This window comes from Pseudomonas salmasensis (genome assembly GCF_014268375.2).
Taxonomy (GTDB): Bacteria; Pseudomonadota; Gammaproteobacteria; order Pseudomonadales; family Pseudomonadaceae; genus Aquipseudomonas; species Aquipseudomonas salmasensis.
In genome coordinates, this window is sequence record NZ_CP077083.1 from 114,880 (window position 1) to 139,943 (window position 25,064).

A 25,064-nucleotide genomic window follows, 5' to 3' on the forward strand; every position below is an offset into this window, starting at 1 on the left:
TGAATAGGCATGATGAATAGGGATTTGCAACACATGATCGACGCACTGTCTGCCTGTTTCGCACGCTTGGGGTTCGAGCGCGATGAACACGCGTTACCTGACGTATGTGTCAGCGCGGCGGCCCGGCTGAGCCAGTGCGACGTCAGCCAGTTGTACCTGCTCGATGAAGTAACCGGCGGGCTTGAACTGATCGCCCAACATCTTGCCCAGGTGCCGTCGCTCGCCGTAGTGCCTTCACGGCCTAGTCAGCATTCCCACCAGTTGCTGCACGACACCTTGACCCAGGGCACAGCGTTGAGCCTGGAGGATGTGCAAGGCAGCGGCCATGACACGGGTTTCCTGCCAGCATTGGCGACACCTTGGCGGGCACTATTAAGCGTGCCGCTGTTCAACCGATGCGAACGCATGACCGGTGTGCTGGTATGCGCCCGCCAACACCCGGCCCAGTTGCAAGGCTACGCTCCCTCCTTGGGGCATTTGGGCAGCTTCGCCGTCAACCAGTTGCGGGTACTGCGCGATGGGCAGCCCAACGTTGGCACGCAGCCCGAACGCAGCAAACCGTTGGCTGGCGCATACGGTTTGATCGGCATCAGCGCGGCGATGGAGCAGGCGTGCCGGCTGATCAGTAAAGTCCTGCACACCCCTTACACCGTGCTGCTGCAGGGCGAGACCGGCACGGGCAAGGAAGTGGTGGCTCGTGCCATTCATGCGGCCGGGCCGCGCAAGGCCAAGGCCTTTGTGGTGCAAAACTGCGCGGCGTTCCCGGAAGGGTTGCTTGAAAGCGAGCTGTTCGGTTACCGCAAAGGGGCGTTCACGGGTGCCGAACGCAATCACGCGGGGCTGTTCGACTCCGCACATGGCGGTACGTTGCTGTTGGATGAGATCGGCGATATGCCGCTGCCCTTGCAAGCCAAGTTGCTACGGGTATTGCAGGAGGGTGAGGTTCGCCCGCTGGGTGCCAGTGCGGCACACAAGGTCGACGTACGCATCATTGCCGCGACCCACCGCGACCTCGCGGCGATGGTCGCCGAAGGGCGCTTTCGCGAAGACCTCTATTACCGACTGGCTCAGTTCCCCATCACCTTACCGGCCCTGCGCGAGCGAGGCGGCGATGTGCTGCAACTGGCGCGCCATTTCACAAGCAAGGTGTGCGCAGCGCTGGGGAGGCCACCTGTCGAGTGGTCGAATACCGCCCTCGATCAACTGTCCAGCCACGGTTTTCCCGGCAACGTACGCGAACTCAAATGCCTGGTGGAGCGCGCCGTGTTGTTGTGTGACGACAGCGTGATTCGGCCCGAGCATCTGGCGCTGCCCCTGGCAGCAAAGCCGGCTACTCCCGATGACGTGACACTGCGCCAGCGTATGGAGCGAGTAGAGCGCACGTTCCTGCTCGACTGCCTGCACAAGAACCACGGTAATCGCACCCGCACCGCACGGGAGCTGGGGGTCGCCCGGCGCACCCTGCTTTACCGCCTAGCCCGGTTGAACATTCCCTTTGGTGATGCCCGGGAGGAACGCTGAATGGCGCACTTGATTTTTACTGTGGGAGAAACCTGATGACTGATCGTCCATGGCACGTCGTCGTGCTGGTGATGTGTTTGCTGGGAGGCTGTAACGCCAACTATGTGTTCGATGATGCCGAGTACCACCCTTTGGGTGACCCGCAGGCGATCATTCGTGGCCGCTGAAAGGAGGGGGCATGAAGCAGCAGCTTGTGTTTGAGGTCTGCGCGTGCGAAAGCGACAAGAGCCTACTCCTGGCCCGCAAAGTATTTGACGGTGCTGGCGGCGTGATCGGGCGCGGTCCTGGGTGTGACTGGGTGATCCCTGACGCCAGCCGCGTGCTCTCCAGCCATCATGGGCTGATCGGTTACCGTGAAGGCCGTTATTTCCTCACGGATATCAGCCGCAATGGTATCGGGGTAGCCAACAGTCCCGAACGCTTGCGCAAGGGGCAGGCGCGATTGATCAGTGACGGCGACGTATTCGAGCTGGGGGTGTTGACGATACGTGCGCAACTGCTGGCATCGCCGCGACCTTCTGATGCGCTGCTGGCGCCTACGGCAGTACCGATCCCCGATGACGCTTTCCTGTCGCTGGACCCGCTGCATGGCTTGGACCTTGATTGCCAGAGGCAGGCCACGTCGGATGATCTGGAGGCCTTGAACAAGAGCGCCGATGAGCAAGCGGTATGGGCAGATCACTATGGGGCCGATTGCGAGCACGTGGTATTGCCGCGTCGGCAAGACCCCTCGGTAGCGCTTGGCGCGGTGCCCACTGTTGCGATGACGCCGTCGACCGACGAGGTGTTCTGGTCGCAATTTGCAGCGGTCCTGGGCATGGACCTTACGCCCCTCGACACACCGGCCCGGGAGGCACTGGCGATCAAGGTGGCGCGCTTGTTTCGCGTGACGATCGAAGGGCTGCAGCACAGTTTGCGCACCCGGGAAGAACTGAATAATGAACTGGGTACAGCAGCGTTCGCCAGTCAGGGCGTGGGCCAGAACCCTTTGAAAGCGCATAGCGACACTGATGCTGCGTTGGCCGCGATGCTCGATACCCGCGAGTTGGGGCAACTGCCCGCCGTGCGCGCCATTGCCCAGGCTCACCGAGAACTGCAAGTGCATCAGGTTGCGCTGCTGGCCGCCTGTCGAAGCGCCATGCGTAACGCCCGAGCTGCCTTTGAGCCCAGCCACCTGTTGGGGTGCTTTGAGTCTCAGGGCACGTCTGCCGGGTTTTTCTTGCGTGGTGGGCATTGGCGTGCCTACCAGCGTCACTACCAGCGTGTGGTGGCGCAAGAACTGTTGAATGATCGCCCTTTGGGCGGCGACTTCGCCAAGGCCTATGAGGAGCAGGTGCGCCTGATCTCCAGCCTGCACATGGATTTTCCAGGATGATAGTCATGTATCGAGCCACCCTTGCTTCGCTGTTGCTCTTGTGCGGGCTGTTGGCGGGTTGCAGCGCCGTCACGCCTTTTTCCACGCTGACCAAGCTGGATGTGACGCTGACCGCCAGCGAGCACGTCAACCCGGACCTGCACGGTCGTCCTTCTCCCGTGGTCGTGCAGTTGATCGAACTGCGCCATGGCGTCGCCTTTGAACATGCCGACTTCTTCAGCCTGTATGGCAATGCGCAGCAGGCGCTGCCCAAGGACTGGGTCGGCAGCGAGGAGGTTGAATTGCGTCCGGGTGACCGGCTGGCGCTCAAACTGCGCATCGCTGCTGACAGTCGTTTTGTGGGGGGGCTGGCCGCTTATCGAGACTTGCCCCATGTGCAGTGGCGGCTGTTGGTGCCCCTGGCGGTGCAGCAACGCAACCGTGCCGAGCTGGTGCTGGACCAGGGCGGTATACGTGTTGTCGACCCGCTCGCTGGTGTGGAGACGCAATAACATGCAGGTTCATAAAGTCATTTGGCAGGAAGGCATGCTGTTGCGGCCACAGCACTTGCAGCACAACGACCGCTATTACCACCAGCAGCTCAATCAGACCCGCCTGCTGGGCAGTGACACCTGGGGGTTGCTCACGCTTGAACTCAATACGCAGTACCTCAAGCTGGGCAAGCTGGTGGTCAGCCAGGCCAGTGGCGTGTTGCCGGACGGTAGCCTGTTTGACTTGAATGCCGCCATGGAGCCACTGGTGCTGCAGGTGCCAAAGGCTTCGGGCACGCAAGGGGTTTACCTGGCGCTGCCGCTGGCCAGCGGCAGTCACCTTGAAGTCCGCCAGCCTGAGCAAAGCGAGGTGTTGGCGCGCTACCTCAGCTGTGAAGTGGAAGTAGGGGACTCCAACGTGGGGGTGGATACGCGTTGCCGAATCCACTGCGCGCGCCCCGACCTACGTCTCCTGTTGGGTGAACAGCCGGGTGACCAGCACTTCGTCAAGCTCAAGGTGGCCCAGGTACTGGACGCCAGCGGTGAAGGCGGTGTGAAGCTGGATACGGCATTTATCCCGACGTTTATCTTCGTGCAGGAGCATGGGTACGTGGCGTCGTGTCTCAAGGAGGTGGTTGGCCTGCTTGCCTGTCGGGGTGATGCAATCGCGGCGCGCATTCGTGGCGAAAGCACCGCCGCAGGCACGCAAATCGCTGACTTCCTGATGCTGCAAGTGATCAATCGTTACGAGTTGGAGCTGCGCCACTGCCTGAGCCAGGCGCAGGTGCGGCCAGAAGCGGTGTTTCGTGCGCTGGTGTCGTTGTTTGGGGAGCTATCAACCTTCACCACTGACAGTAAACGCGCGCAGTTGGATGTTCATTACCAGCACGGTGACCAGGGCGCCAGTTTTCGCGCTCTGATGGCGCAGCTGCGCACGGCGCTGTCGGTAGTGCTGGAACAACAGGCAATCGAGTTGACATTGCAGCCACGCCAATACGGGGTCCTCGTATGCCCGGTCAGCGAGTTGAAATTGCTTGGCACCGCCACCTTCATCCTGGCGGCCACTGCGCAGTGTGAAGAGCAGGAACTGCGCCAGCGCCTGCCAGCACACCTGAAAGTCGCGCCGGTTGAACGCATACGTGAGTTGGTCAACCTGCATTTGGCCGGTATCAAGGTCAAGCCCCTGCCAGTGGCGCCGCGACAGATTCCGTTCCATGCCGGCAAGACCTATTTCATGCTCGATATGAGCCCCCGTGATATTGCACAGCTAGAGCAGTCGGGTGGTTTCGCTTTCCACGTGGGAGGTGAATTCACCGGGCTCGAACTCGACTTCTGGGCCATCAGGAACTGAATGCCATGGACAGTGAATACACCCAGGATGAAAAAACCGTCCTGCTCGACCGGGAAACTCATGAACCTGCCCAGGGGCCGTTGACGGATTTCCCCTCGCCGCCGCGCTACGAACAGCTGCAAGACCGCATGATCTACGCCGGCCACAGGCTCGATACCCAGAGCTTTCAGGCAGGGCTCAACCCGCTGGTAGCCGCAGCCTGGGCGGTACTGTTCGAGGTTATTGGGCTCAGGGTCTGCTCCGGCCGTGAAAACCTGGGCACGCTCAACGACCGATTAGCGTTGGCGATGACTCAGTTTGAAACCCGTGCCCTGCAGGGCGGGGTGGAGAACAGCCAGGTCATGTCGGCGCGCTATGTGTTGTGCAGCGTGATTGATGAGGCGGTGGTGACCACGCCATGGGGGGCGCAAAGCGAATGGTCGAAGATGAGCCTGTTGAGCCGCTTTCATAACGAAACCTTCGGTGGCGAAAAAGTGTTCCAGTTGCTGGAGCGCCTCACGCGCGACCCGGTGAAGCACTTGGCAATGCTGGAGTTGCTGTACTTGTGCCTGTCCCTGGGGTTCGAAGGCAAATACCGGGTAATGGAGCGGGGCGTGTTGCAACTTGAGGCTGTGCGCGATGCGTTGTATCGCCAGATTAGACACGTACGTGGAGAGCCGGCGGCGGTAGCGCTACTGCCTGCCCAGCAGAGGGCCGACCGGCGCAAGCAGGTGCGGGTCGTCCCTGCCACCTGGTGGGTAGGCCTCACCGTGGTGTGTGTGTTGGCGATGTACACAGGGTTTGCCTGGGTGCTGAGCAACGAGCGTACGCACGCGCTGCAACCCCTTCAACTGTCGGCGTCGGATCCGCTCCGCACGCCTTTGTAAACGCTGGGAGCAATGAATGATCGCATTCTTCAAGGGTGTGGGCACCGTGCTGGGCAGGATTTGGGTGTGGAGCCTGTTGCTGGTGCTTTCCTGTGCAGCAATGGTGTGGTTTTTGGGGCCGCTGCTGGCGGTGGCTGACCACCGTATCTGGGCCGGGGCGACTGCTCGGCTGGTTACCATCAGCAGTATGTTCTTGCTATGGGGACTGGCGATGGCGTTTGCGCGCCCAGGGTTTGCCACCTGGCGCCAAGCGTCGGAACGCGTGGCGCGCCGGCAGCCGATGACGCGGGTGGAAGACGAGCGCCGACACCTGCGCAGTCGGTTCAAGAAAGCCGTGCACCTGCTCAAGACATCCCGCCATTATGGCGAACGTAACGCACGTTGGCGTCATGAGTTGCCCTGGTACCTGTTGATCGGTGAATCGGGCAGTGGCAAGACGCAGTTGCTGGCGGCCGCGGGCTTACCGCTGGCGTTGGATCACGCGCAAGCGCGGCCGATTGGTAGCAGTGCTCATTGTGACTGGTATTTCGGCGACGAAGGCGTACTGGTCGACACCCCGGGGCGCTATTTTACCCAGCCCGACCCTTCAGTGGACGCCGCAGGCTGGGCCACCTTGCTGCAGTTGCTCCGGCGGCGGCGCCAAGTGCGGCCGCTCAGCGGTGTGGTGGTGACGCTGTCGGCCGATACGCTTTTGAGCACCACTGAATACGACTTGGATCATCACGCACGTCGTCTGCATTCGCGGTTGCAGGAGATCCAACAGACGTTGCATGTGGATGTGCCGATTTACCTGGTGTTGACCCACGCCGACCGGTTGCCGGGATTCGCTGAATACTTCGACTCACCCCTTGGAGAGAGTGCCGACAGCGTGCTGGGTCAGCACCTGCATACCTGCGCCGAGGGTATTGACGCCACACAGGTTCGTCAGGCGCTCGAGCAATTATTGCAGCGCTTGAACAGTGAGCTGATTGGGCGATTGCATCAGGAGCGCAATGTCGAAAGGCGCGGGCAGATGCTGGAGTTTCTCCAGCAGGCGGCACGAATAGGGGAGCGCGTCAGCCTGTTCGTTGACATGGCGTTTTGCGCTCATCGCTACCAACCCATCAACGGTCTGCGAGGGTTGTTCTTGACCTGCGCCGATGGCAGGCACCCGCGTTTTGTGCAGGGCCTGTTCAGCCAAGTGATCTTCGCCGAGGCCGACCTTGCGGGCTTGCAGGCCCAGGAACAGCAACGTCTGCGTTGGCGCCAGGGGGCGCAGGCGATAACGGCGGCGCTGGTTATTGGCGGTGTCGGCGGGCTGTGGGGGCACAGTTACTCTGTCAACCACCAACGCTTGGCGCAATTGGCAGCGCTGACATCTCACCCACCGCTCGGCCTCCCGGCCGGCGATGAGAGCACGGCGCTGCTGGCGCTGTTGGACGCGCGACTGGCGGCGATCCAGGTTTTTCCCGGGTCGGCAGATTTCCGCCTGGTGGAGCGCACCGGGTTGTATCAGGGAGAGTTGAGCCGTCCCAGTGTCGATCAAGCTTATGAACAGGCGCTGCAACAGCCATTGCTGGCCTGGATCACCGCCCAGTTGGAAGAGCAGGTACTCGCCAGCCTGGGGGATCGGGAGCGGCTGCTCGACGACCTGCGCGCCTACCTGATGCTCAATCTGCGTGAGCGCCGTGACACGACCTGGCTGGCGGAACATATCGCAAGCCTTTGGTCGGTGCGCTTTGCCGGGGATATGCCGACACAGAAACGCCTTAATACGCACCTTGCGCGGCTGCTGGAGCAACCCTTTGTGGTGCCACTCAACGAAGAACGGGTGGCGCAGGCCCGCGAAGCGCTGAGGGGCGAGTCGTTGGCCGATGGGGTCTATCGGGTATTGCGCGAACAAGCGCGCAGCCTGGAGCCGTTGCGGCTGGCCGAGGGCAAGGTGTTCGCCGCTATCGACCCGCCTGTGCCGGGGTTCTATACCAAACGCTATGTGCAGTACTTCGAGGCGCAGGGCCCGCGGTTGGTAAACGCCATCACCCAGGACAACTGGGTGCTAGGGCAGGGCGCCGACTTGAGCCCCCAGGACTTGCGGCGCCTGATGGCTGAACTGCAGCAACGCTATTTCAGCGAGTATGCCGATGCCTGGAGCGATGCGCTTGGCCGAGTCAGGCTGCAGGAGACCGACAACCTGCGCCAGGATGCCGAGCAACTGATGAACCTGACGTCGGCGCAATCGCCCTTGATTCGTCTGTTGCAACAGGTGCGTGAAAACACGCGTCTGTTGCCAGGCCCTGGACTGCTGGACAAAGTGGCCCAGCAGTCGGCAGACCTGGGCGAGATGGCCAAGTCGCGGTTGACGGCTGGGCAGGCGGCTATTGTCGAGGCGCCGCGGCGCGCCTTGCAGCGCCGATTCGAGCCTTTGCATCAATTGCTGGATGAGCAACACAACCCCGGCGTAGAGCTGACTCAGGCGTTGCGCCTGCTGGATGAACTGCACCTGCAACTGACGGCATTGAACCGGGACAGCGCACCCGAGCAGGCGGCTTTCCTGCGTGCCAGGCAGCGCATGGAGGGCCAGCAGGATGCATTGGGCAATCTGCGTGACGCCGCCGCGCGCCTGCCGCTGCCCGTTGCCGGCTGGCTAGAAGGTGTAGCCGATGACAGTTGGCGGCATCTGCTGGAGCAGGCCTATGTGCACGTCAACCAACGTTATCAGAGCGAGGTGCATAGCCTTTACGCCAAGGCGATCGGCCGACGTTACCCATTCAATGCGCACGCCAGCAGTGAGGTCGCCCTTCATGATTTTCAGGAGTTCTTCAAGCCCCGCGGGGTGATGGCGCGCTTTTATGAGGGCTACCTGCGGCCCTTTATCAGCGTCGACGGCAGCCGCTATCGACTGCGTGGGCTGGATGGCCAGAGTTTGCCGGTTTCGCGTGCGCTGCTGGAGCAATTGATGAAGACCCAGGTTATCCGCCGCGGCTTTTTTACCGAAGATGCGGGGGAGTTGTCTGTGCGATTCACCTTGGCGCCCTACAGCCTGGACCCATCGGTCAGCCGTGCGATCCTGCGGTTTGGCGACCAGCAATTGGAGTATCGCCACGGTCCGATCGTACCCATGGCGTTCCATTGGCCCACCGATGCAGACAATGGGCGCAGCAGCCTGGTTCTGGAGAGAGGCACCGAGCAGCGACCCTTGGGCATCGAAAAGAACACCGGGGCGTGGTCGTTGTTCCGGTTCCTGGACCTGCTGCAGAAAGAGCCCGCCGGTGGCCGAAATATACAGATCCTTAAGGCAGACCTCGCCGGCCTGCGCGCCAATTACCGGCTCACCAGCCAGCGTACGCCTGGCCCGTTTGACATGGACACATGGCGCACCTTTCGCCTGCCGGAGCAGCTGTGAACCCGATGGATAGCCCGTGGCGCAGCGCCGGGCGCACGCAGCGAGGCCAGGCGCGGTTGCGCAATGAGGATGCGTTCCTGGACAACCCGCGCGCCGGTTGTTGGGCGGTGGCGGACGGCATGGGCGGGTATCGGCACGGGGATGTCGCCAGTCAGTGGGTAGTCAGCCACTTGGCGTCGGTGCCGGCTGACGGCAACCTCGATCAGCGTATTCAAGCGGTTCGCCACCGTTTGCAGGAGGTCAACCAAGGGGTGAGACGTGCATGGACGGAACCTGGCGCAAGCGGTGACGTGACGATGGGCAGCACCGTGGTTGCCCTGTTGCTGGAGAAGGGCCGGGCGGCCTGTCTATGGGCGGGAGACAGCCGTTGCTATTTATGGCGCGACCAGAGCCTCTATCAGTTATCCAAGGACCACTCGCTGCTGCAGCGCCTTATGGATGAGCGTCAGTTGAGTGTGGCGCAAGCCAAGGCCCACCCGCGTGCCAGGGCCTTGACCCGAGCGGTTGGCGCGCGTTCGCGGTTGCACGTTGAAGTACTGGAGCTGCGTACCCGCCCGGGGGATGTATTTTTGTTGTGCAGTGATGGCTTGTATCAGGCCCTAAGCCACGTTGACCTGGGGCGGGCGTTGAGCATGGGCACGCCTCAACGGGCAGTGGAACGGCTATTTGCAGGGGCGTTGCGCAGGCCGGTAAGTGATGACCTCACTGCGGTTGTGGTGCAGCCTTGAACCCGGCGCCCCAACCCTCGCGCCTGCTGGCTGGGCGTTATCACCTTGAACGTGTCCTGGGCAGAGGCGGCATGGGCCGGGTGTACCGCGCCCGCGACCTGCTGCACGAGCAATTGGGCGAGCCCTGTTCCAACGTAGCGCTCAAGCTGCTGGACGAGCCCATTTCCCACTGCCCCGACGCGCATGTGTTGTTGTACAGCGAGTTTGCGCTGGCCCGCAGCCTGCGGCATGAGCACGTGGTGCGGGTGTTTTCGTTTGAGGTCGATACATACAGCCACGTCGCGTTTTTCACTATGGAGTTGCTGCAAGGGGTGACGCTGGACCGACTGCTTCTGGAGTGCCCCCATGGCTTGCCCTGGCGGGAGTTGCGACCCATCGCCTTGCAGTTGCTGGACGCGTTGGTCTACACCCACCAACAAGACGTTCTGCACGGTGACGTCAAACCCGCCAACGTCATGGTGGGCGAGGAGGGCGTGCGGCTGTTCGATTTTGGGCTGGGCCATGCCGTTGCACAGGCTGCGGTGGGTTTGCCGAGTGTGAGCCGCAGTCGTTTCAATGCCTGGACACCTGCCTACGCAGCCCCGGAGCTGTTGGCCGGCGGTGCGCTGACCGCCGCTGCCGACCTGTACGGCGTGGCCTGCATCCTGTACGAGCTGGCCGACGGCAGGTGCATTGGCGAACGCGCCTCTACAGACAGGCTGCCCCGGCCCGCCCAGTTGCCCAGGCATTGCTGGGCAGCCTTACAGGCCGCGTTGGCGATAGACCCGCAGCACCGAAGCATAACGGTGGCGGAGTTGCGTCACGTCATGGGGCGTAACCGACCACGCTGGTGCTTGTAGGGTAAAGGTCAAACGGCCAAGCCGTGCAACTGGCAGTACTGCGCCCAGTCCATGCCTGCCATCTGTGCGACTTCTTTATGCACTTCGCGGCGCTGGGCCTCGAAGGTTTCGGTGGAGTCGGCCGTCAGCTTGAGGGTCAATTCCCAGGCGAACAGGTTGTGCTGTTCAGCGTATGCTTCGAAAGCTTCATGCAGGCGGTCGGCGCGATACTGCGCCAGGGTTTCGCCCCTGGCCTGGGCTGCCAGCGGGTTAAGACTGTCCAGTTCGGCAGCGACCTGCGGTTGTTCGCGCAGGAATCTGTCCAGTGCAATCTGGTGCGTATCGTTGGGTGCCGACACAGGTAGACACCTTAATGAGAAGGGTGGGAACTGCTATCGGACGTGCGTGCGTTGAGGTGATGGCGAGCACGCTTGCGCGACCTGCGCCGCATCCAGTTCTGCAACGGCGCCAGCAAGAAAAACATCAGGTAAGCGACTAGCACCAGCGTGAGGTCTACCCAGGTTTCAGCCACAGGCCCGGTAAATAATTCAATGACATTCTTGATCACAAACAGCAACACCACGCTGCACAACCACAGCAGGATGGTGACAAATAGAGGACGCATGTTACTTGAGCGCTTGTCTTGCATAGTGAGGTTCTCTCCTTTGGCCTGTTGTCGTTCCAGGCAAGATTCCCTGAGTGCGTACCCATTATCAGACAGGTTGTAACATCGTATAACACGCACAAAACGTGCGGATGATACCGACTCAGACAGCCTTAGGGGATGATTCATGTCAGAAAGTTCGATAAATCTGTAGGGAATTAGTCTAGCAACCTCGCATTCATTGGTAAAAAAGCCGCGCAGGGACGGGCATAAAGGCTTTCGCTTCGGCTATCAGGGCGTGTAGCGTTAGCGGGTGTTACCGGCCCTGATCTTCAGCGGCAGTCGGTGACAGGCAGAGGACGGCCCATGGCGCACACCCTGTTCAAACTTTTCCTGACCCAGCGCCTGGCAGTCCTGGCCAGTACGGAGTCGTTGCGGGCGATTCGTGAAGGGCTGCTGTGGATCCTGCCGTGCCTGCTGGTGTCCGCCGGTTTCCTGATTCTGTCCGAATGTGCCCAGGCGCTGGGTTTCGACCCGCAGGTGGTGAGTTTCCTGGCGGGGTTGCATAAACAGATCAGTTCGGTGATTCCACTGCTGGTGGCGGCCTCCATCGGTTACATGTTGGCGATTCAACACCGTCTGCCACAGCTGCCGGTCGCCTTTCTGTGCCTGGCCCATGTGGTGGTCGCCACCTTCGTGCTGCGTGAGTACCCGCGTGCTTCGGCCACGTTCCTCCTGTTTATTGCCATTGCTTCGCCCTTGATCAATGTGCCGGCCATTGCCTGGCTGCACCGCTTTCGCTGGACGCGCCTGGTCAACCAAGACCTGGTCGGCCATAACCTCAAAGGCACCATCAACATGGTAGTGCCCGGTGCACTCACGGCCTTGTCGTTGGTAGCGGTGTTGTCGTTGCTGCTGTTGATCCCCCATGTGGCGCAAATCCAGGGGCCGCAGGTGCTTGATGCGTTGCAGACGCCTTACGGCAGCGGGTTGTTTGTCACCCTGATGAATTCGCTGCTGTGGTTCTTCGGCATTCACGGCGTGTATGCCATGCAGCCATTATTCGATGCCTTGGACCAGGCGGTGGCGCTCAATGGCGCAGCGTTGGCGGCGGGGGAGCCGGTGCTCTACGTGCTCAACAACGGCTTGCTGGGCAGTTTTGCGTTTATCGGTGGCTCGGGCGCAACCTTATGCTTGCTGTTGGCGATCCTGCTGTTTTCCAAGAGTCAGTCCATGCGTTTGCTGGCGGTGGCCAGTTTGCCGCTGTCGCTATTCAATGTCAGCGAGGTGCTGTTGTTCGGTTTGCCGATCATCCTCAACCCGCGTCTGTTCATACCGTTCCTACTGGTACCGGCGTTCAACGCAATGGTGGCCTTGATGGTGGTGCAACTGGGTTGGGTGTCGCCGGCGGTGGCCAGTGTGCCGTTTACCGCCCCGGTGCTGCTCAATGCCTACCTCAGCACCCACGGCGACGTGGCGGCGGTGGTGTTGCAGATCGTTCTGCTGGGGGCCGGTACGCTGGTGTATGCGCCTTACGTCAGGGCGATTCATCGCCAGTCCAGCGATGGCGGCACGGTGTATCTCAAATCTTTGGACATGACGTTTCGCGGCCTTGAGGAAAAAGGCCGCCTGCTGGAGTTCGACCCGGTGCTGGCCACCCACCAGACATTGGCCCGCCAGGCCGCAGAGTTGAACCGCATCCAGCAGATCAGCGATTACGAGTTCTACCTTGAGTTTCAACCCCAGGTCTCCACCCGCACCGGCTTGTGCACCGGCTGCGAGGCGCTGATGCGCGCCCGGGACAGCCAGGGCACGGTGCATTCACCCTGGGAGTTCCTGCAATGGCTGGCGCACGCCAGGCTGATGCCGGATGTGGACGTGTGGGTGGCGTCCCAGGCCGTGCGCCAGTATCAGAAATGGCAGAAGGTGGGTTTTGAACTGCCGATGACTATTAATATTTCCAGCACCACGCTCAAGGACGCTGCCTACGGCGATCGCCTGGTGGAAATTCTTGCCCAGGCCCGAGGGCGAGTGTCAGTAGAAATTACCGAAGACGCGCTGGTCAGCGATATCCCGGCCACTCGCCAGACCATTCAGAAGCTGCAGGCCATGGGCGCCAAGGTCTATCTGGATGATTTTGGCACTGGGTTTTCTGCGCTGAGTTACTTGCACCAGTTTCCGGTGGATTTCATCAAGATCGACCGCAGTTTTGTGGTGGCTCAGCGTGACCCTAAAGGCGCCCAGGTGCTCACCGGTATGTTGCGCTTCTGCGAGGCCTTGGACCTGGGCGTGGTGGTGGAGGGGGTTGAGACGGCCGAGCAGTTGGCGTTCTTGAGTCATGGGCCTGAGTTGTTTATTCAGGGTTGGTATTTCAGCAAGGCACTGCCTGGGGATCAGATGCCACGCTTTGTGCGGGAGCGCAGGGCGTTGGTGTGATGGCCGACGCTTATCTAACTGACACCTTGCGGTCCAACTGTGGGAGCTGGCTTGCCTGCGATGACGGCCTGTCAGCCGACGCCTATCCACCTGACACCCCACAATCCAAATGTGGGAGCTGGCTTGCCTGCGATGCCGGCCTGCCAGCCGACGCCTATCTACCTGACACCCCACGATCCAAATGTGGAAGCGGGCTTGCTCGCGAAGGCGGCCTGACAGTCGACGCAGTTATACCGAGTACATATCCATTTCTGCGGTAACGGCCGCTTAGGGTTCCGCCCTGACGGCGGCTCACTTTTGAAAAGCCGGAATGCCGGCCCAGACAAAAGTAAGCAAAACGCTCTTGCCCCACCACTCGGCACCTCGCCTAGGCTCGGTGTGCCCGAACACAGTCTTGAATCCGTGGGCCGCCGCCACGCGCCATCCATGGCGCGGGGCGGCTAACCCGGCGTCCTGCCGGGTTACCCACGAATTCAAGCCTGCGTTCGGCCAGCGTGGTTTAACGGGGCGCCAAGATCAAAAGCAGATCAAGAGCGGCTCGCTTCGCATCGTGGTTACCGTTGGTTGCCAAGCCTTTGAAAGAATTTTCCTACAGGTGTTGACCTTGCCACTACGGGAACCTTTAGGCTTTTTTCCGAGTACGCCCAACCACAAAAACAAGATTCAGGGGTTATCAATGGATACTGCTGCCCTGCAACAACGCTCGGATTCCGATCTCTTCGCCAACGCCTCGCGGCTGATGGCTAATGCCTTGGAACCCGGCGCCAATTACACCCAGGTCACCCGCGCGCTGGAAGCGCTGCTCGCACAGGCTCGGCAAGGCCTGGCGGGAGATTCCGACGCCTACGCGCACTATCAGTCAGCCCTGCTGCAACTGCATATCCCCGGTGACCCGCGTACCGAGCCGACTCGGCGCTGGATGGCCAGCGAGGTTTACCGCGTCGAAGATGAGTTCGCTGCCGACGTGCCGGGCTTTACCGCGTTGCCGGTGGACGAGTTCCGTCAGCAGGTCGACGCTGAAATCGCTGCGCGCAGCCGGGTCAATCACCCGATGTCGGTGCATCTGTTCCAAGGTACGCCGCCGGTTCAGGATGTGCGCTTCTTCCTGGAGCATCACTGGACCCGTTCCTACAACTTCTACAGCCTGCTGGCCGAACTGGCCTTTCGCTTCGAAGCCATCGAAGACGCCTCGGTGTTTTACCGCAACCTGTACGGTGAAGCAGGGGCTGAGACACCGGAGCGTTCGCACCCGGCGATGCTGGCTCATCTGATGGAGTATTTCGATATTCCGCTGGCCATCGACTTCCCTGCGCTGCATCCGCTGGAAAAGGCCTATCTCAATAATCGCATTCGCTGTGTGCGCCACACCGATGTCGCCTGGGGACTTGCACTGCTCTATGCGGTGGAGTCTGTCAGCTGCGTCAACCATCGGCGTATCTACGAGTTGCTGCAACGCCTGGATGTACCGGCGCAGCCCAGTGAGTTCCATCGCCTGCATGGCACCCAGGATGAGATTGATACCGAGGAAATGTGGGCACTGATTGCCAAGTTCGCCAGCGAGGAGGGCTTTCAGCGCACGTTCATGCGTGCCCTCAAGCGCCACTTCGAAATCAACAAGGCCTACTTCGACAACCTGTGGCAGCAGATGCAGGCCCAACGCCTGTCTGCCTGAACGACCCGCGATCCGAAAACAAAAATAATGGAGCACATGATGAGCCCACGTAATTTTTCCCTTCCGCAATTGCAGCATATTCACACGGCCGAAGCCCGTCTGTTGGCGGAAGCCTTGAAGCCGGACGCGACGTTCAATCGCATCGAAATTGCCGCCAACATGCTGCGCGCGTTGTGCGAGACCGGCCAACGTGGCGACGCCGCGAATGCAGCGCAGTGCCAGCAATTGCTGTACATCCTGTCGCTGAGCGATGACGTGGCCACCGCCTCCACCCGGCGCTGGCTGGCCAATGCCGTCTATAGCGTGCAAGAGCGTTTCATGCCGTCTGTCGACCTCGCATCGCCGTTGTCCGAGGCCGGTTTCCAGCAACGCCTGGAAGAGCAGATTGCCGCGCAGTCGCGGGAAAACCATCCGATGTCGCAGTATGTGTTTGAAGGCAAAGCCTCTCGCGAGCAATTGCAGGTGTTTTTGCGCCACCAATGGTTCCGTACTTACCGCCTGTACCGGGACGCCGCCGACCTGCTGGTCAACCTGACTGACGTGGACGAGGCGGCTGCCCTGGCGCGTTATCTCTACGGCGAGTTGGGCGAAGAGGATGAGCAACGTTCCCACCCGAAGCTGTTGGCCAAGCTACTCGCCGCCGTAGGCCTGAATGCCGATTTCGAGGCTCTTTCGACGATGCCCGAGGAAATCGCCTACCTCAACAACCGCGCACGTTGCTTCCGCAACCCCGATGTCGGCTGGGGCCTGGCGGTGTTCTACATCACCGAACTGGTGGTGCCAGGCAACCACGGCAAGCTGTACAACGCCCTGCGCAACGCAGGCTTGAGCCAGGATGACGCGGAGTACTACGAAGTGCACATCAGTTTGGTGCCGCCACGGGCCAAGCGTGAATGGGCGTTGATCTCACGGCGCATTCCGGACCTCGGGTTCCAGAACGCGTTCCTCACGTCCCTGGCCGAGCACTTCCGGCTGGAGCGGGCTTACTACGATGCAGTCTGGGAACAAGTGCAACGCGTGAAGTAGCCCTCCTTAGGACAACGCGAGTAACTCGACATGCCAAGTCATATCACTGAATCCCGTATCCACGGGGGCGCTTACTCGTCCCCGGAATTTGCCGCGATCTTCTCTGATGCCAATCAGGTGCAGAAGTGGCTCGATGTTGAAACTGCGCTGGCGGCGACCCAGGCGCAGATGGGCATCATCCCCCACGAGGCCGCCCGGGAAATTGCCCGGGTGGCCAGTGTGGAACTGCTGGACCTCGACGCGTTGGGGCGTGAGAGCCTGGAAACCGGGCACATCCTGGTGCCGACCCTGCGCGCCTTGCAGGGGTTATGCGCCGATGGGCTGGGTGAATACGTGCATTACGGCGTGACCACCCAGGACATCCTCGACACCGGGCTGATCTTGCAGATCCGCGATGCCTGGGGCCTGGTGGTGCAGCGTTTGCGTGGGATCCGTGGGCATTTGCTCACGCTCGCCTTGCGCCACAAGCACACGCCGATGGTCGCCAGGACTCATGGGCAGCAGGCATTGCCCACCACGTTTGGCTACAAGGTGGCGGTGTGGGTCGATGAGATCGATCGGCACCTTGAACGCTTTGACGAAGCCTATGCACGGGTGATGGTCGGTAACCTGACCGGCGCCGTGGGCACCCTGGCCGGGCTTGGCCCGCAGGGTTTGGATGTGCAGCGCCGCACCCTGGAAAGCCTGGGCCTGGCGGCGCCATTTAGCAGTTGGCACAGCGCCCGCGACCGCATCCTGGAGGCGGCGTGGTTGCTGGTGCAGGCGTCGGCAACCTTGGGCCGTGTCGCCAATGAGATCTACCACCTGCAGCGCACCGAGATCGACGAAGTGCGCGAAGGCCGGCGGGCAGGGCAGGTGGGGAGCAGCACCATGCCCCACAAGCAAAACCCGTCGACGGTGGACCTGATCAGCGCGCTGTCGCGGCTGGTGCGCGCGCAGATGGTTGCGCTGACCGACGCGGCGTTCCAGTTGCACGAGCGTGACGGCACCACCTGGCGCATCGAATGGGCGGCCTTGCCGGAGCTGTTCATTTACGCCGGCGCCTTGCTCGCCCGTATGGAAGGCTTGCTGCTGGCTGGACTGGAGGTGCGTGAAGCGCGCATGCGCAGCAACCTGGATTTACTGGGGGGGCTGATCCTGTCGGAGCGCGTGATGCTCGCGCTGGCGCCTCGGTGTGGCAAGCAGACGGCCCACCACCTGGTGCACGACATCGCCCTGCAAAGCCAAGACGCAGGCATCTGCTTTCGCGACGCACTGCTTGGCGACTCGCGGCTGCAGGGTTGTTTCAGCGCGCAAACGCTCGATGAGCTGCTTGACCCGACCACCTACACGGGGCTGGCGGCCGAGATGGTCGATTTGGTGGCAACTAAAGCACTGCCCCGCGCTTGCGGCCATGGCCTTGAAGCGACGCGGGCAACCCCAGGCAATACCAGTCAGTCCCAGTACGCGATGGAGGGTATGTGATGGATGCGCAAACATTGGAAATGACCGCCCGTGCTTCTTGTACCGCACGTTCGGACCGCCCGGGCTTTGAACATGACGGCGAGCAATGCCGCCACGAACACAGCCATATTCTTGACTCGAAAACCCACGGTTCAGGCTATGCCGGCCCGCAGAGCCGCAAGATCTTCTGCAGTCATTGTCGCCTGCAACGCTGGCTGGACGTGGAAGCGGCGCTGGCCATGGCCCAGGCCGACGTCAACATCATCCCGCGCGAGGCGGCGCTGGAGATCGAAAAGGCCGCGTTGCTGTCGGGCATCAATGTGCGCCAACTGGCCGAGGGCGTGGCGGCCACTGGGCATTCGCTGATGCCATTGCTCAGCGCCCTGCAAAAAAACTGCAGCCCCACTGCCCGTGAATACGTGCATTACGGCGCCACCACCCAAGACATCCAGGACACCGCTCAGTCCCTGGAAATGCGCGATGTGCTTGATGCGATGGACTCGGCCCTGGAGACCTTGCTGGGCAAGTTGTCGACCCTGGCCGATGCACACCGTGACTCGCTGATGGTCGCCAGGACCCACTCGATTCCCGCCTTGCCAACCACCTTCGGGCTGAAGGTCGCCGGCTGGATCGATGAGCTGTTGCGCCACCGTCAGCGCCTGGCCGAGGCGCGCCAGCGGGTGCTGGTGGTGCAGTTGTTCGGCGGGGTCGGCACCATGGCGGCGTTCGGCCCGGACGCCATGCCGATGCTGGAGCGTTTTGCCCAGCGCTTGTCGCTGCAAGTACCCCTGACGGGCTGGCATGTGTCCCGTGACCGCGTTGCCGAGTTCGTCAGCACCCTGGCCATGGTCACCGCCTCGTTGGCTCGCGTAGCCGATGAAATTCGTACGCTCAATCGCTGGGAAATCGCTGAAGTGGAAGTGGGCTGGAGCGACCAGCAGATCGGCAGCAGCACCATGCCGCACAAACGCAACCCTGAAGGTTGCGAGCAGGTGGTGGTGTTGGCGCGGCTGGCCAAGGCCCAGGTCATGCTCGCGCTGGACGCGATGATTCTTGAGCATGAGCGCGATTACCGGGGTACCCGGCTGGAGTGGTGCGCGGTCGCGGACGTTTCCCACTATGCGCTGATGGCGCTCTCGATTCTGACCGAGACCATCGACGGGCTCACCGTGAATGTGCAGAAGATGGAAGGCACCGCCCAGGCCTATGGCGATGCCATCTGCACCGAAGCGGTGGTGTTCGAAATGGCGCGCAAGCTGGGCAAGAGCAGCGCCTACCAGATCATCTTCGAAGTGTCCCAGGCCAGCCAGCGCAATCACGTGTCGATCCGCGAGGCAATCGAGGCCGATGCGCGGGTGCTTGCGGTCATGAATGACGGCGCCCTGGCCCGGCTGTTCGAACCCCGGACTCACCTGGGCATGTCCGAACGCATTGTTGACAACGTGCTGGCCAAACTCGCCGGCCACTGATCATTGATCTCTGAACAGACTTGCAAATTCATTAAGGAGCGACAGATGTCCAACGTTATGGAAGTTGATAAAGCCAAGGTCCAGCAATTTTCGGCGCGCATCATGGAGGATTACGGCAACACGCTGCGCGGCGCCATGCTCTACATCGGCGACCAGCTCGGCTTGTTCAAGGCATTGGCCGACGGCCACGCGGTGACCCTGGAGGAGTTGGCGCACAAGACCGGCTACAACGCACGTTACTTGCGCGAATGGCTGGGCAGCATGGCCACTGGCAATTACGTGACCTACGACGCGCAAACCCGCCGCTACCAGATGCCGGCTGAATTTGTGCCAGTGCTGGCCGATGAAGACTCGCCGTATTTCGCCGGTGGGATTATCCAACTGAGCGTGCCGTTCGTGAGCATGGCGCCCAAGGTCATTGAAGCCTTCCGCCACGGCGGGGGGTGCGCCGAAGAGGCCTTCCCGCTGGAAACCTGGAAAGGCATGGAACGCATGACCATGCCCTGGTACAAGCACTACCTGGTCCAGCACTGGATCCCGTCCCTGGACGGCGTCGAAGAGAAGCTCAAGACCGGCGGCAGTGTGCTGGATTTCGGCTGCGGCGCTGGCCTGGCGGCGATCACCATGGCCAAGGCCTACCCCGAGGCGCGCATTGTCGGCTGCGACTTCCACCTGCCTTCCATCGAGCTGGCGCGGGCCAACGCCGAGGCGGCAGGTGTGGGTGACCGGGTGCAATTCGAGGTGAACGACTCCGATGCCTTGCGCGGCCAGCAATTCGACTTCGTGACCACCTTTGTGGTGATCCACGATGCCACCGACCCTCAGCAGATGCTCAAGGATTTACGCGCAGCAACGGCCGAAGACGGCACTTACCTGATGGTGGAGCTCAACCTGTCCGAAGAGCTGCACGAGAACATGAACCTGTTCGGGCGCGTCATGTACCCGCAGAGCACCCTCTATTGCATGACCTGTTCACTGTCCCATGGTGGGGCGGGGCTGGGGGCGTTCATGGGCGAGAAGCGTGCCCGCCAGATGGCGCAAGCGGCCGGGTTCAGCCGCTTCCGTAAAGTGCCCTCGGAGTGGCCTCCAATGCCAGCGCTGTTCGAACTCAAGCCTTGATATGAGCCATCCGGCCATTGCGTTGCGCAGTAAGGCAATTTAATGGCCCCTTTGTAACAAAATCCTCGCCAAAATCACTTTTATTTTCAGGTGGTTAGGTGAGGATGCAAATGCGCTCTGTGGGAATGATGCTGATTGCCTGCTCCCTGGCCGGCGGCGCGACTGTCGCGCAGGCCAGGGAATTGCGCGAAGGTGACAAGTACATGTGCAGTTGGGGCGCCGGCACGGCCGCCAGGGCCCAGGAGCTCAAGTTATCCGGCGTTTCGCTGTACGCCGCCCGGCAGAAGATCCAGACCCTCAAGTTCAGCAAATCGTGGATGCGCATGATGGCCATGGGTATCACCGAGCAGACTTATGACAGTCGTTCAAGGCTTAAGCCGGAGGCGATTCGTCAGAGCTTTTACCAGGATTGCCTGCGCTACAAGGTTGCGCGCAAGTAATTCGTAGCCCCGCACCCGCTGTGAGGCCTTTACAAATCCACGACAAACCCTGTGTGAGTATTTGCATACAATGGCGCACTTCTTCATGGAGGCCTGTATGCAAGTGCTGATTCGAGCGGCAACACCCGATGACGTCGACACACTGTGCGCGATTCGCACCGCGGTGGTGCAAAACCACCTGAGCCTGGCACAGATGGCTGACCTGGGGATTACCCCACAGGTGTTGCGCGAAACGTTGCACGCAGCCCCTTGCGGCTGGATTGCGCAAGTGGACGGCCAGGCGGCGGGGTTTTCCATGGTCGATCTGGATGAAGGCGAAGTATTCGCGATGTTCGTGTTGCCCTCGCACGAGAAGCTTGGCCTGGGCCGTCAACTGATGGCGGTGGCCGAGGCGGCGCTGTTTGAGCGCCACGACAGGCTCTACCTGGTAACTGATGGGCGTGATGAAATCCGCGCCAATGGGTTCTATCAGCGCCTGGGCTGGTCCGTCGTGGGGCCGGTCGACGGCGATGATGTGCGCTATGAAAAGAGCAGGGCGCCATAAGGCCATGAATGCCCCAGAGCCTCCATCGTCCAACAGCTTGCGCTACTTCGCGGTGGGCGTAGTGGGCGTCGCCGTGTTACTGGGGTTCTATTTCATTCACCTTAACGCCAAGGTCGACCGCCAACGCGAAGAGGCCACTGAACGCCTGACGCTGTGTCGTCACCTGGAGGCCGTGGCGGGGGCCACCGCTTCCAGCCGTGAGGCGCTTCAAGAAACGTGCAAACAGTTAAGTGAACAGTTACTTAAAAGTGCAGCGGATTAATAACCCTTTTTTATACGTGGGCTTATAGCCGTTACTTGCACCAAAAGGTGGCATGGCTACAGCCTTCTACCTTAAAAAACATGTGGTTATTGAATGACTTACGGCACTTTCAATCCGACGAAAGGATTAAAATAATCTTGTTACATGTTTTTACAGTCGCTACTATAGCCGGGCGTTCACCTCCCACGGTTTATGCATTTTTAAATCCCAAGTTTCCATCAGCTACTTGGGATTTTTTTTGCCCGCGATTTAATCCTGGTTTGCAGTTCATGGCCCGCCACGCCCGACAAAATGAGTGCTGGCTAACACTATTGCATTAATTGTCCGGTGGCCGGCGAAACCTTATCTATGCTGCTTGCATCACCTCAATCGGGTAGAACCCAGGGACGGGGGGCTGATCATGATTTCCATCACCGAATTCAACCGCATCATGGCCTCAGGCTTCCTGCCGCTTTCGTGTGAGTGCTGCTTGAACAGCGATGGCTCACTGCGCATCAGCGTGTTCGAGCCTACGTCCGGCCGTGTCGACTTGCTGCTGACCCGCGTATCGCCCGAGGGCCTGGACAGCATCCGTGCCATCTCCAACCTGATTGGTGAGTTGCGTACCGAGATAAAGGCCGGGCGCCGTGGGTTTGCTGCAGTGGGTTAGCGGCTGCCCAGCGCGTCAGAGGCGCCGCAGGAAGGATTTGACGATGTGGCGGGTGGCGTCCGTGGTGTCCAGCTCATCCAGGGCGCTGTAGGCATACCACTGGCAATCGACAATTTCGTTGCACGGCCGTGCTTCGTCGATATTGACCACCGAGGCCTCGAACACATGGTGGAGGGTGTCGCGGGCCTTGAGCTCCTGCAGGTACAGCAAGCCATCCACATTTAAGCCGGTTTCTTCTTCCAGCTCGCGTTCCGCCGCGCCTACCGGGCGCTCGTCCGCTTCCACTTTCCCGCCGGGCAATGCCCATTTTGATCTGGCCTTGCGCACGAAGAGGATGTGCCCCGCATGTTCGCAAATGACGGTTGCCCTAATTTTCATCGAGTGTGCCCCCGTGCCGGATGAATGTCATAAAAGTGTAATGCAAATGTCATGCTAAGTGGTTATGGCGCGCCGGGGCCGGTATGTGGATACTGCCCGATTGACGAATTTGAACGAGGGCATTTAATGCAGACCATACGCTGGGGCATGATCGGCTGTGGCAGTGTCACTGAATTGAAGAGTGGACCGGCTTTCTATAAAACGCCAGGTTCGGCATTGGTGGCCGTGATGGGGCGGCGTGCCGAGGCGGTGCGCGATTATGCGGCGCGCCATGGCATTGCCCGTTGCTATACCGATGCCCAGGCCTTGATCGACGACCCCGAGGTGGATGCGGTCTACATCGCCACACCGCCCGACAGTCATCTTGAGTACGCCTTGATGGTAGCCGCGGCAGGCAAGCATTGCTGCGTCGAAAAGCCGATGTCGCTGAATGCTGAACAGAGCGCGTTGATGCAGCGCACCTTCGAGCGCGCCGGGCTGCACCTGTTTGTCTCCTATTACCGGCGTTCCCTGCCGCGCTTCGAGCAAGTGCGCACCTGGCTGCAGGAAGGCCGTATCGGCGAGTTGCGCCACCTGACCTGGACCCTGTGCAAGCCTGCGGCCGCAGCAGACACCCACGCTGCCAATTGGCGCACCGACCCGGCCATTGCCGGTGGCGGTTATTTTGCCGACCTGGCCAGCCATGGGTTTGACCTGTTCCAGTACCTGGCGGGCGATATCGTTGAAGTCTCAGGCTTTTCGGCGCGACAGGCTGGACGCTACGCAGCAGAAGACGCAGTGACGGCCTGTTGGACATTCGCCAACGGTGCCTTGGGCATGGGCTGCTGGAACTTTGTGGCGGACCGTCGCGAAGACCGGGTCGAACTGATCGGCAGTCGCGGCCGTATTCAGTTTTCGGTGTTCGAGGACCAACCGCTGCGTCTTGAAGGCGAGACCACCGAAGTGCTGGAAGTGCCGTGTCACACCCATATTCAATGGCACCATGTGCTGAACATGAATGCGCATATTCGTGGCGAGGCCGTGCATCCGTCGCTGGCCATCGAAGCGCTGAAGACCGATATCATCCTGGACAAGGTGCTACACCGTTACTCCCATCATCCCTAGTCGTGGCGATAGCGTAAGGCTTTACTCTTTTAAAGGAATACCGGGATGAAATACTGGATGGTGTTGTGGCTGCTGATCGCCACCGCGGCAACGGCGGCGCCACGCAGCCAAGGGCAGTCGGGCGAGTTTGATTTCTATGTGCTGTCGCTCTCGTGGTCACCCACGTTTTGCCTCACGCACCCAGGCAACGAGCAATGTTCGGGCAAGGGCTACGGTTTTGTGTTGCACGGATTGTGGCCGCAATACGCGCGGGGAGGGTGGCCGGCGTCCTGTACGCCGCAGACGCACTTGAGCGAGGCAGAAATAGACAAGGGCGCGGCGCTGTTTCCCACCCGTGCGTTGCTCAAGCATGAGTGGGCCAAGCATGGCACCTGCAGTGGGTTGCAGCCGTTGGAGTATCTGGAGAAGACCGATGTGGCGCTTGGTGCGGTGGTGATCCCGCAGCAGTTGCAACCGTTCAACACGCCGCCGTCATTGCAGGCCAAAGAGATCGAGGCGCTGTTTCGCGAGAGCAACCCACGCATGGGCAACCACGGGATGGCGGTGATCTGCAAGGGTAAGGTGTTGTCGGAGGTGCGGGTGTGCCTGACCAAGGACCTGGCCTTTGCCGGTTGCCCGCGCAGTGTGAAAAGCCAATGCCGTGGGGGCGATATTCGTATTCCCACGCAGCGCTGAGCAGCGCAGGCGCCTAGAGCTCGCCGGAATACTTCACCGCAGCTGCAGCGCGTGAGGGGACATTCAGGCTGCGCAGCAATGACGACACATGGATACGCACGGTAAACGGCGAGATGTTCAGGGCCTTGGCAATTTCCTTGTTGGTCTTGCCCTGGGCAATCAGGCGCAGCACCTCCTGCTGACGTGGGGTGAGGGTGTGGGTGTCGAGGGGCAGCAGGCCTGAAGGGGCGAACTTGACCAACACTTCGCCCTCGCGGATCGCCAGCAGGGCCTGGCCGATCTCATCCGGGGCGATGTTCTTGCCGATAAAACCGTCGGCGCCCAGCGCCATGACCTGTTCGATCAGCGCGGGGTCGTCGACCATTGACACCACCACGAATGTGGTACGGCGCAGTTGCTGGCGTAACTCGGCCAGTTGGCTGATGCAGGTCAGGCCGGGGAAGCGCAGGTCGAGGATCAGTGTGTCGACCTCGCCCGCCTCGCACAGCAACGCATTCACCGTGGCCAGGTCGCCGGCCTCCTGCACCACCGCGCCCGGCAGCAGGCGCTGCACGGTGCGCGTCATGCCTTCGCGAAACATGGGGTGGTCGTCGGCGATGATGATCCGGCCGGTCATGATGTGCTCCTTCCTGGGGCAAGGCCTGTGTCCAGGCATGCTAATTTATTTAACGTCGGTGTAGGAGCGAGCTTGCTCGCGAAGAACTCACAGGCGCTGCGTTCATTCAGGCAAAA

The 25,064-nt window shown here is 61.0% G+C and carries 25 protein-coding genes; 21 read left to right on the plus strand and 4 right to left on the minus strand.

The features are described 5' to 3' along the window. Positions 1–9 precede the first annotated feature (9 nt). From HU731_RS00475 to HU731_RS00515, 9 genes are all read left to right on the plus strand, one after another. Positions 10–1,521 carry a sigma-54 interaction domain-containing protein gene (locus tag HU731_RS00475; protein ID WP_186606571.1) on the plus strand — a complete coding sequence of 504 codons (1,512 nt, stop codon included), beginning with the start codon at positions 10–12 and terminating at the stop codon, positions 1,519–1,521. Positions 1,522–1,556: 35 nt separating this feature from the next. After that, on the plus strand, positions 1,557–1,688 hold the full coding sequence (locus HU731_RS00480) for a type VI secretion protein (protein ID WP_186606572.1): 132 nt from the start codon (positions 1,557–1,559) through the stop codon (positions 1,686–1,688). 11 nt (positions 1,689–1,699) lie between these two features. Then, complete coding sequence (tagH, locus tag HU731_RS00485; protein ID WP_186606573.1) at positions 1,700–2,896, plus strand: type VI secretion system-associated FHA domain protein TagH; 1,197 nt, start codon at positions 1,700–1,702, stop codon at positions 2,894–2,896. Between the two features lie 5 nt (positions 2,897–2,901). Then, positions 2,902–3,387 (plus strand): type VI secretion system lipoprotein TssJ, encoded by a 486-nt coding sequence (gene tssJ / locus HU731_RS00490; protein ID WP_186606574.1) that lies wholly within the window; start codon positions 2,902–2,904, stop codon positions 3,385–3,387. Position 3,388: 1 nt separating this feature from the next. Next, a complete protein-coding gene (tssK, locus tag HU731_RS00495) occupies positions 3,389–4,717 on the plus strand; it encodes a type VI secretion system baseplate subunit TssK (RefSeq protein ID WP_186606575.1) in 1,329 nt (442 codons plus the stop codon). Between the two features lie 5 nt (positions 4,718–4,722). Next, positions 4,723–5,583, plus strand: coding sequence for a type IVB secretion system protein IcmH/DotU (gene icmH, locus HU731_RS00500; RefSeq protein ID WP_186606576.1), 861 nt, complete (start codon positions 4,723–4,725; stop codon positions 5,581–5,583). 16 nt (positions 5,584–5,599) lie between these two features. After that, a complete protein-coding gene (tssM, locus tag HU731_RS00505; protein WP_186606577.1) occupies positions 5,600–8,965 on the plus strand; it encodes a type VI secretion system membrane subunit TssM in 3,366 nt (1,121 codons plus the stop codon). 5 nt (positions 8,966–8,970) lie between these two features. Further along, complete coding sequence (locus HU731_RS00510; protein ID WP_186606709.1) at positions 8,971–9,693, plus strand: PP2C family protein-serine/threonine phosphatase; 723 nt, start codon at positions 8,971–8,973, stop codon at positions 9,691–9,693. Between the two features lie 71 nt (positions 9,694–9,764). Continuing rightward, positions 9,765–10,532, plus strand: coding sequence for a serine/threonine-protein kinase (locus HU731_RS00515; protein ID WP_367616879.1), 768 nt, complete (start codon positions 9,765–9,767; stop codon positions 10,530–10,532). An 8-nt stretch (positions 10,533–10,540) separates the two neighbouring features. Here the strand turns inward: HU731_RS00515 and HU731_RS00520 are convergent, their stop codons facing one another. Further along, on the minus strand, positions 10,541–10,870 hold the full coding sequence (locus HU731_RS00520) for a DUF6388 family protein (protein WP_186606579.1): 330 nt from the start codon (positions 10,868–10,870) through the stop codon (positions 10,541–10,543). A gap of 11 nt (positions 10,871–10,881) precedes the next feature. Beyond that, entirely contained in the window at positions 10,882–11,160 is a 279-nt protein-coding gene (locus HU731_RS00525) for a hypothetical protein (RefSeq protein WP_186606580.1), read from the minus strand. Positions 11,161–11,481: 321 nt separating this feature from the next. Here HU731_RS00525 and HU731_RS00530 point away from each other — a divergent pair, with 321 nt between their 5' ends. From HU731_RS00530 to HU731_RS00575, 10 genes are all read left to right on the plus strand, one after another. Next, complete coding sequence (locus HU731_RS00530; RefSeq protein WP_186606581.1) at positions 11,482–13,551, plus strand: EAL domain-containing protein; 2,070 nt, start codon at positions 11,482–11,484, stop codon at positions 13,549–13,551. Between the two features lie 676 nt (positions 13,552–14,227). Beyond that, positions 14,228–15,223, plus strand: a complete 996-nt coding sequence (locus HU731_RS00535) for an HOASN domain-containing protein (protein ID WP_186606582.1) — start codon at positions 14,228–14,230, stop codon at positions 15,221–15,223. 39 nt (positions 15,224–15,262) lie between these two features. Then, the gene (locus HU731_RS00540) at positions 15,263–16,249 is read left to right on the plus strand and encodes an HOASN domain-containing protein (protein ID WP_186606583.1); all 987 of its coding nucleotides are present in this window, start codon (positions 15,263–15,265) and stop codon (positions 16,247–16,249) included. Positions 16,250–16,279: 30 nt separating this feature from the next. Then, positions 16,280–17,713 carry an adenylosuccinate lyase gene (gene purB, locus HU731_RS00545; RefSeq protein ID WP_186606584.1) on the plus strand — a complete coding sequence of 478 codons (1,434 nt, stop codon included), beginning with the start codon at positions 16,280–16,282 and terminating at the stop codon, positions 17,711–17,713. After that, on the plus strand, positions 17,713–19,161 hold the full coding sequence (locus HU731_RS00550) for a class-II fumarase/aspartase family protein (protein ID WP_186606585.1): 1,449 nt from the start codon (positions 17,713–17,715) through the stop codon (positions 19,159–19,161). Before purB ends, HU731_RS00550 begins: the two co-directional genes overlap by 1 nt. 45 nt (positions 19,162–19,206) lie before the next feature. After that, positions 19,207–20,280 carry a class I SAM-dependent methyltransferase gene (locus HU731_RS00555; protein ID WP_044273072.1) on the plus strand — a complete coding sequence of 358 codons (1,074 nt, stop codon included), beginning with the start codon at positions 19,207–19,209 and terminating at the stop codon, positions 20,278–20,280. 110 nt (positions 20,281–20,390) lie between these two features. Continuing rightward, the gene (locus tag HU731_RS00560; protein WP_003191756.1) at positions 20,391–20,720 is read left to right on the plus strand and encodes a hypothetical protein; all 330 of its coding nucleotides are present in this window, start codon (positions 20,391–20,393) and stop codon (positions 20,718–20,720) included. 97 nt (positions 20,721–20,817) lie between these two features. Further along, complete coding sequence (locus HU731_RS00565) at positions 20,818–21,264, plus strand: GNAT family N-acetyltransferase (protein ID WP_186606586.1); 447 nt, start codon at positions 20,818–20,820, stop codon at positions 21,262–21,264. Between the two features lie 4 nt (positions 21,265–21,268). Then, complete coding sequence (locus HU731_RS00570; protein ID WP_186606587.1) at positions 21,269–21,526, plus strand: hypothetical protein; 258 nt, start codon at positions 21,269–21,271, stop codon at positions 21,524–21,526. Positions 21,527–21,926: 400 nt separating this feature from the next. Further along, positions 21,927–22,175 carry a DUF1652 domain-containing protein gene (locus tag HU731_RS00575; RefSeq protein ID WP_186606588.1) on the plus strand — a complete coding sequence of 83 codons (249 nt, stop codon included), beginning with the start codon at positions 21,927–21,929 and terminating at the stop codon, positions 22,173–22,175. Positions 22,176–22,190: 15 nt separating this feature from the next. On the opposite strand, the gene HU731_RS00580 is transcribed toward HU731_RS00575, so the two are convergent. Further along, entirely contained in the window at positions 22,191–22,553 is a 363-nt protein-coding gene (locus HU731_RS00580) for an NUDIX hydrolase (protein ID WP_186606589.1), read from the minus strand. A gap of 126 nt (positions 22,554–22,679) precedes the next feature. Between HU731_RS00580 and HU731_RS00585 the strand changes: the two genes are divergently transcribed. Both HU731_RS00585 and HU731_RS00590 read left to right on the plus strand, forming a co-directional pair. Next, positions 22,680–23,657 (plus strand): Gfo/Idh/MocA family protein, encoded by a 978-nt coding sequence (locus HU731_RS00585; RefSeq protein ID WP_186606590.1) that lies wholly within the window; start codon positions 22,680–22,682, stop codon positions 23,655–23,657. A 45-nt stretch (positions 23,658–23,702) separates the two neighbouring features. Continuing rightward, a complete protein-coding gene (locus HU731_RS00590; protein WP_186606591.1) occupies positions 23,703–24,332 on the plus strand; it encodes a ribonuclease T2 family protein in 630 nt (209 codons plus the stop codon). Positions 24,333–24,345: 13 nt separating this feature from the next. Here HU731_RS00590 and HU731_RS00595 read toward each other — a convergent pair whose 3' ends face one another. After that, positions 24,346–24,948: a LuxR C-terminal-related transcriptional regulator gene (locus tag HU731_RS00595; protein WP_186606592.1), complete on the minus strand. Its 603-nt coding sequence runs from the start codon at positions 24,946–24,948 to the stop codon at positions 24,346–24,348. Positions 24,949–25,064 lie beyond the last annotated feature (116 nt).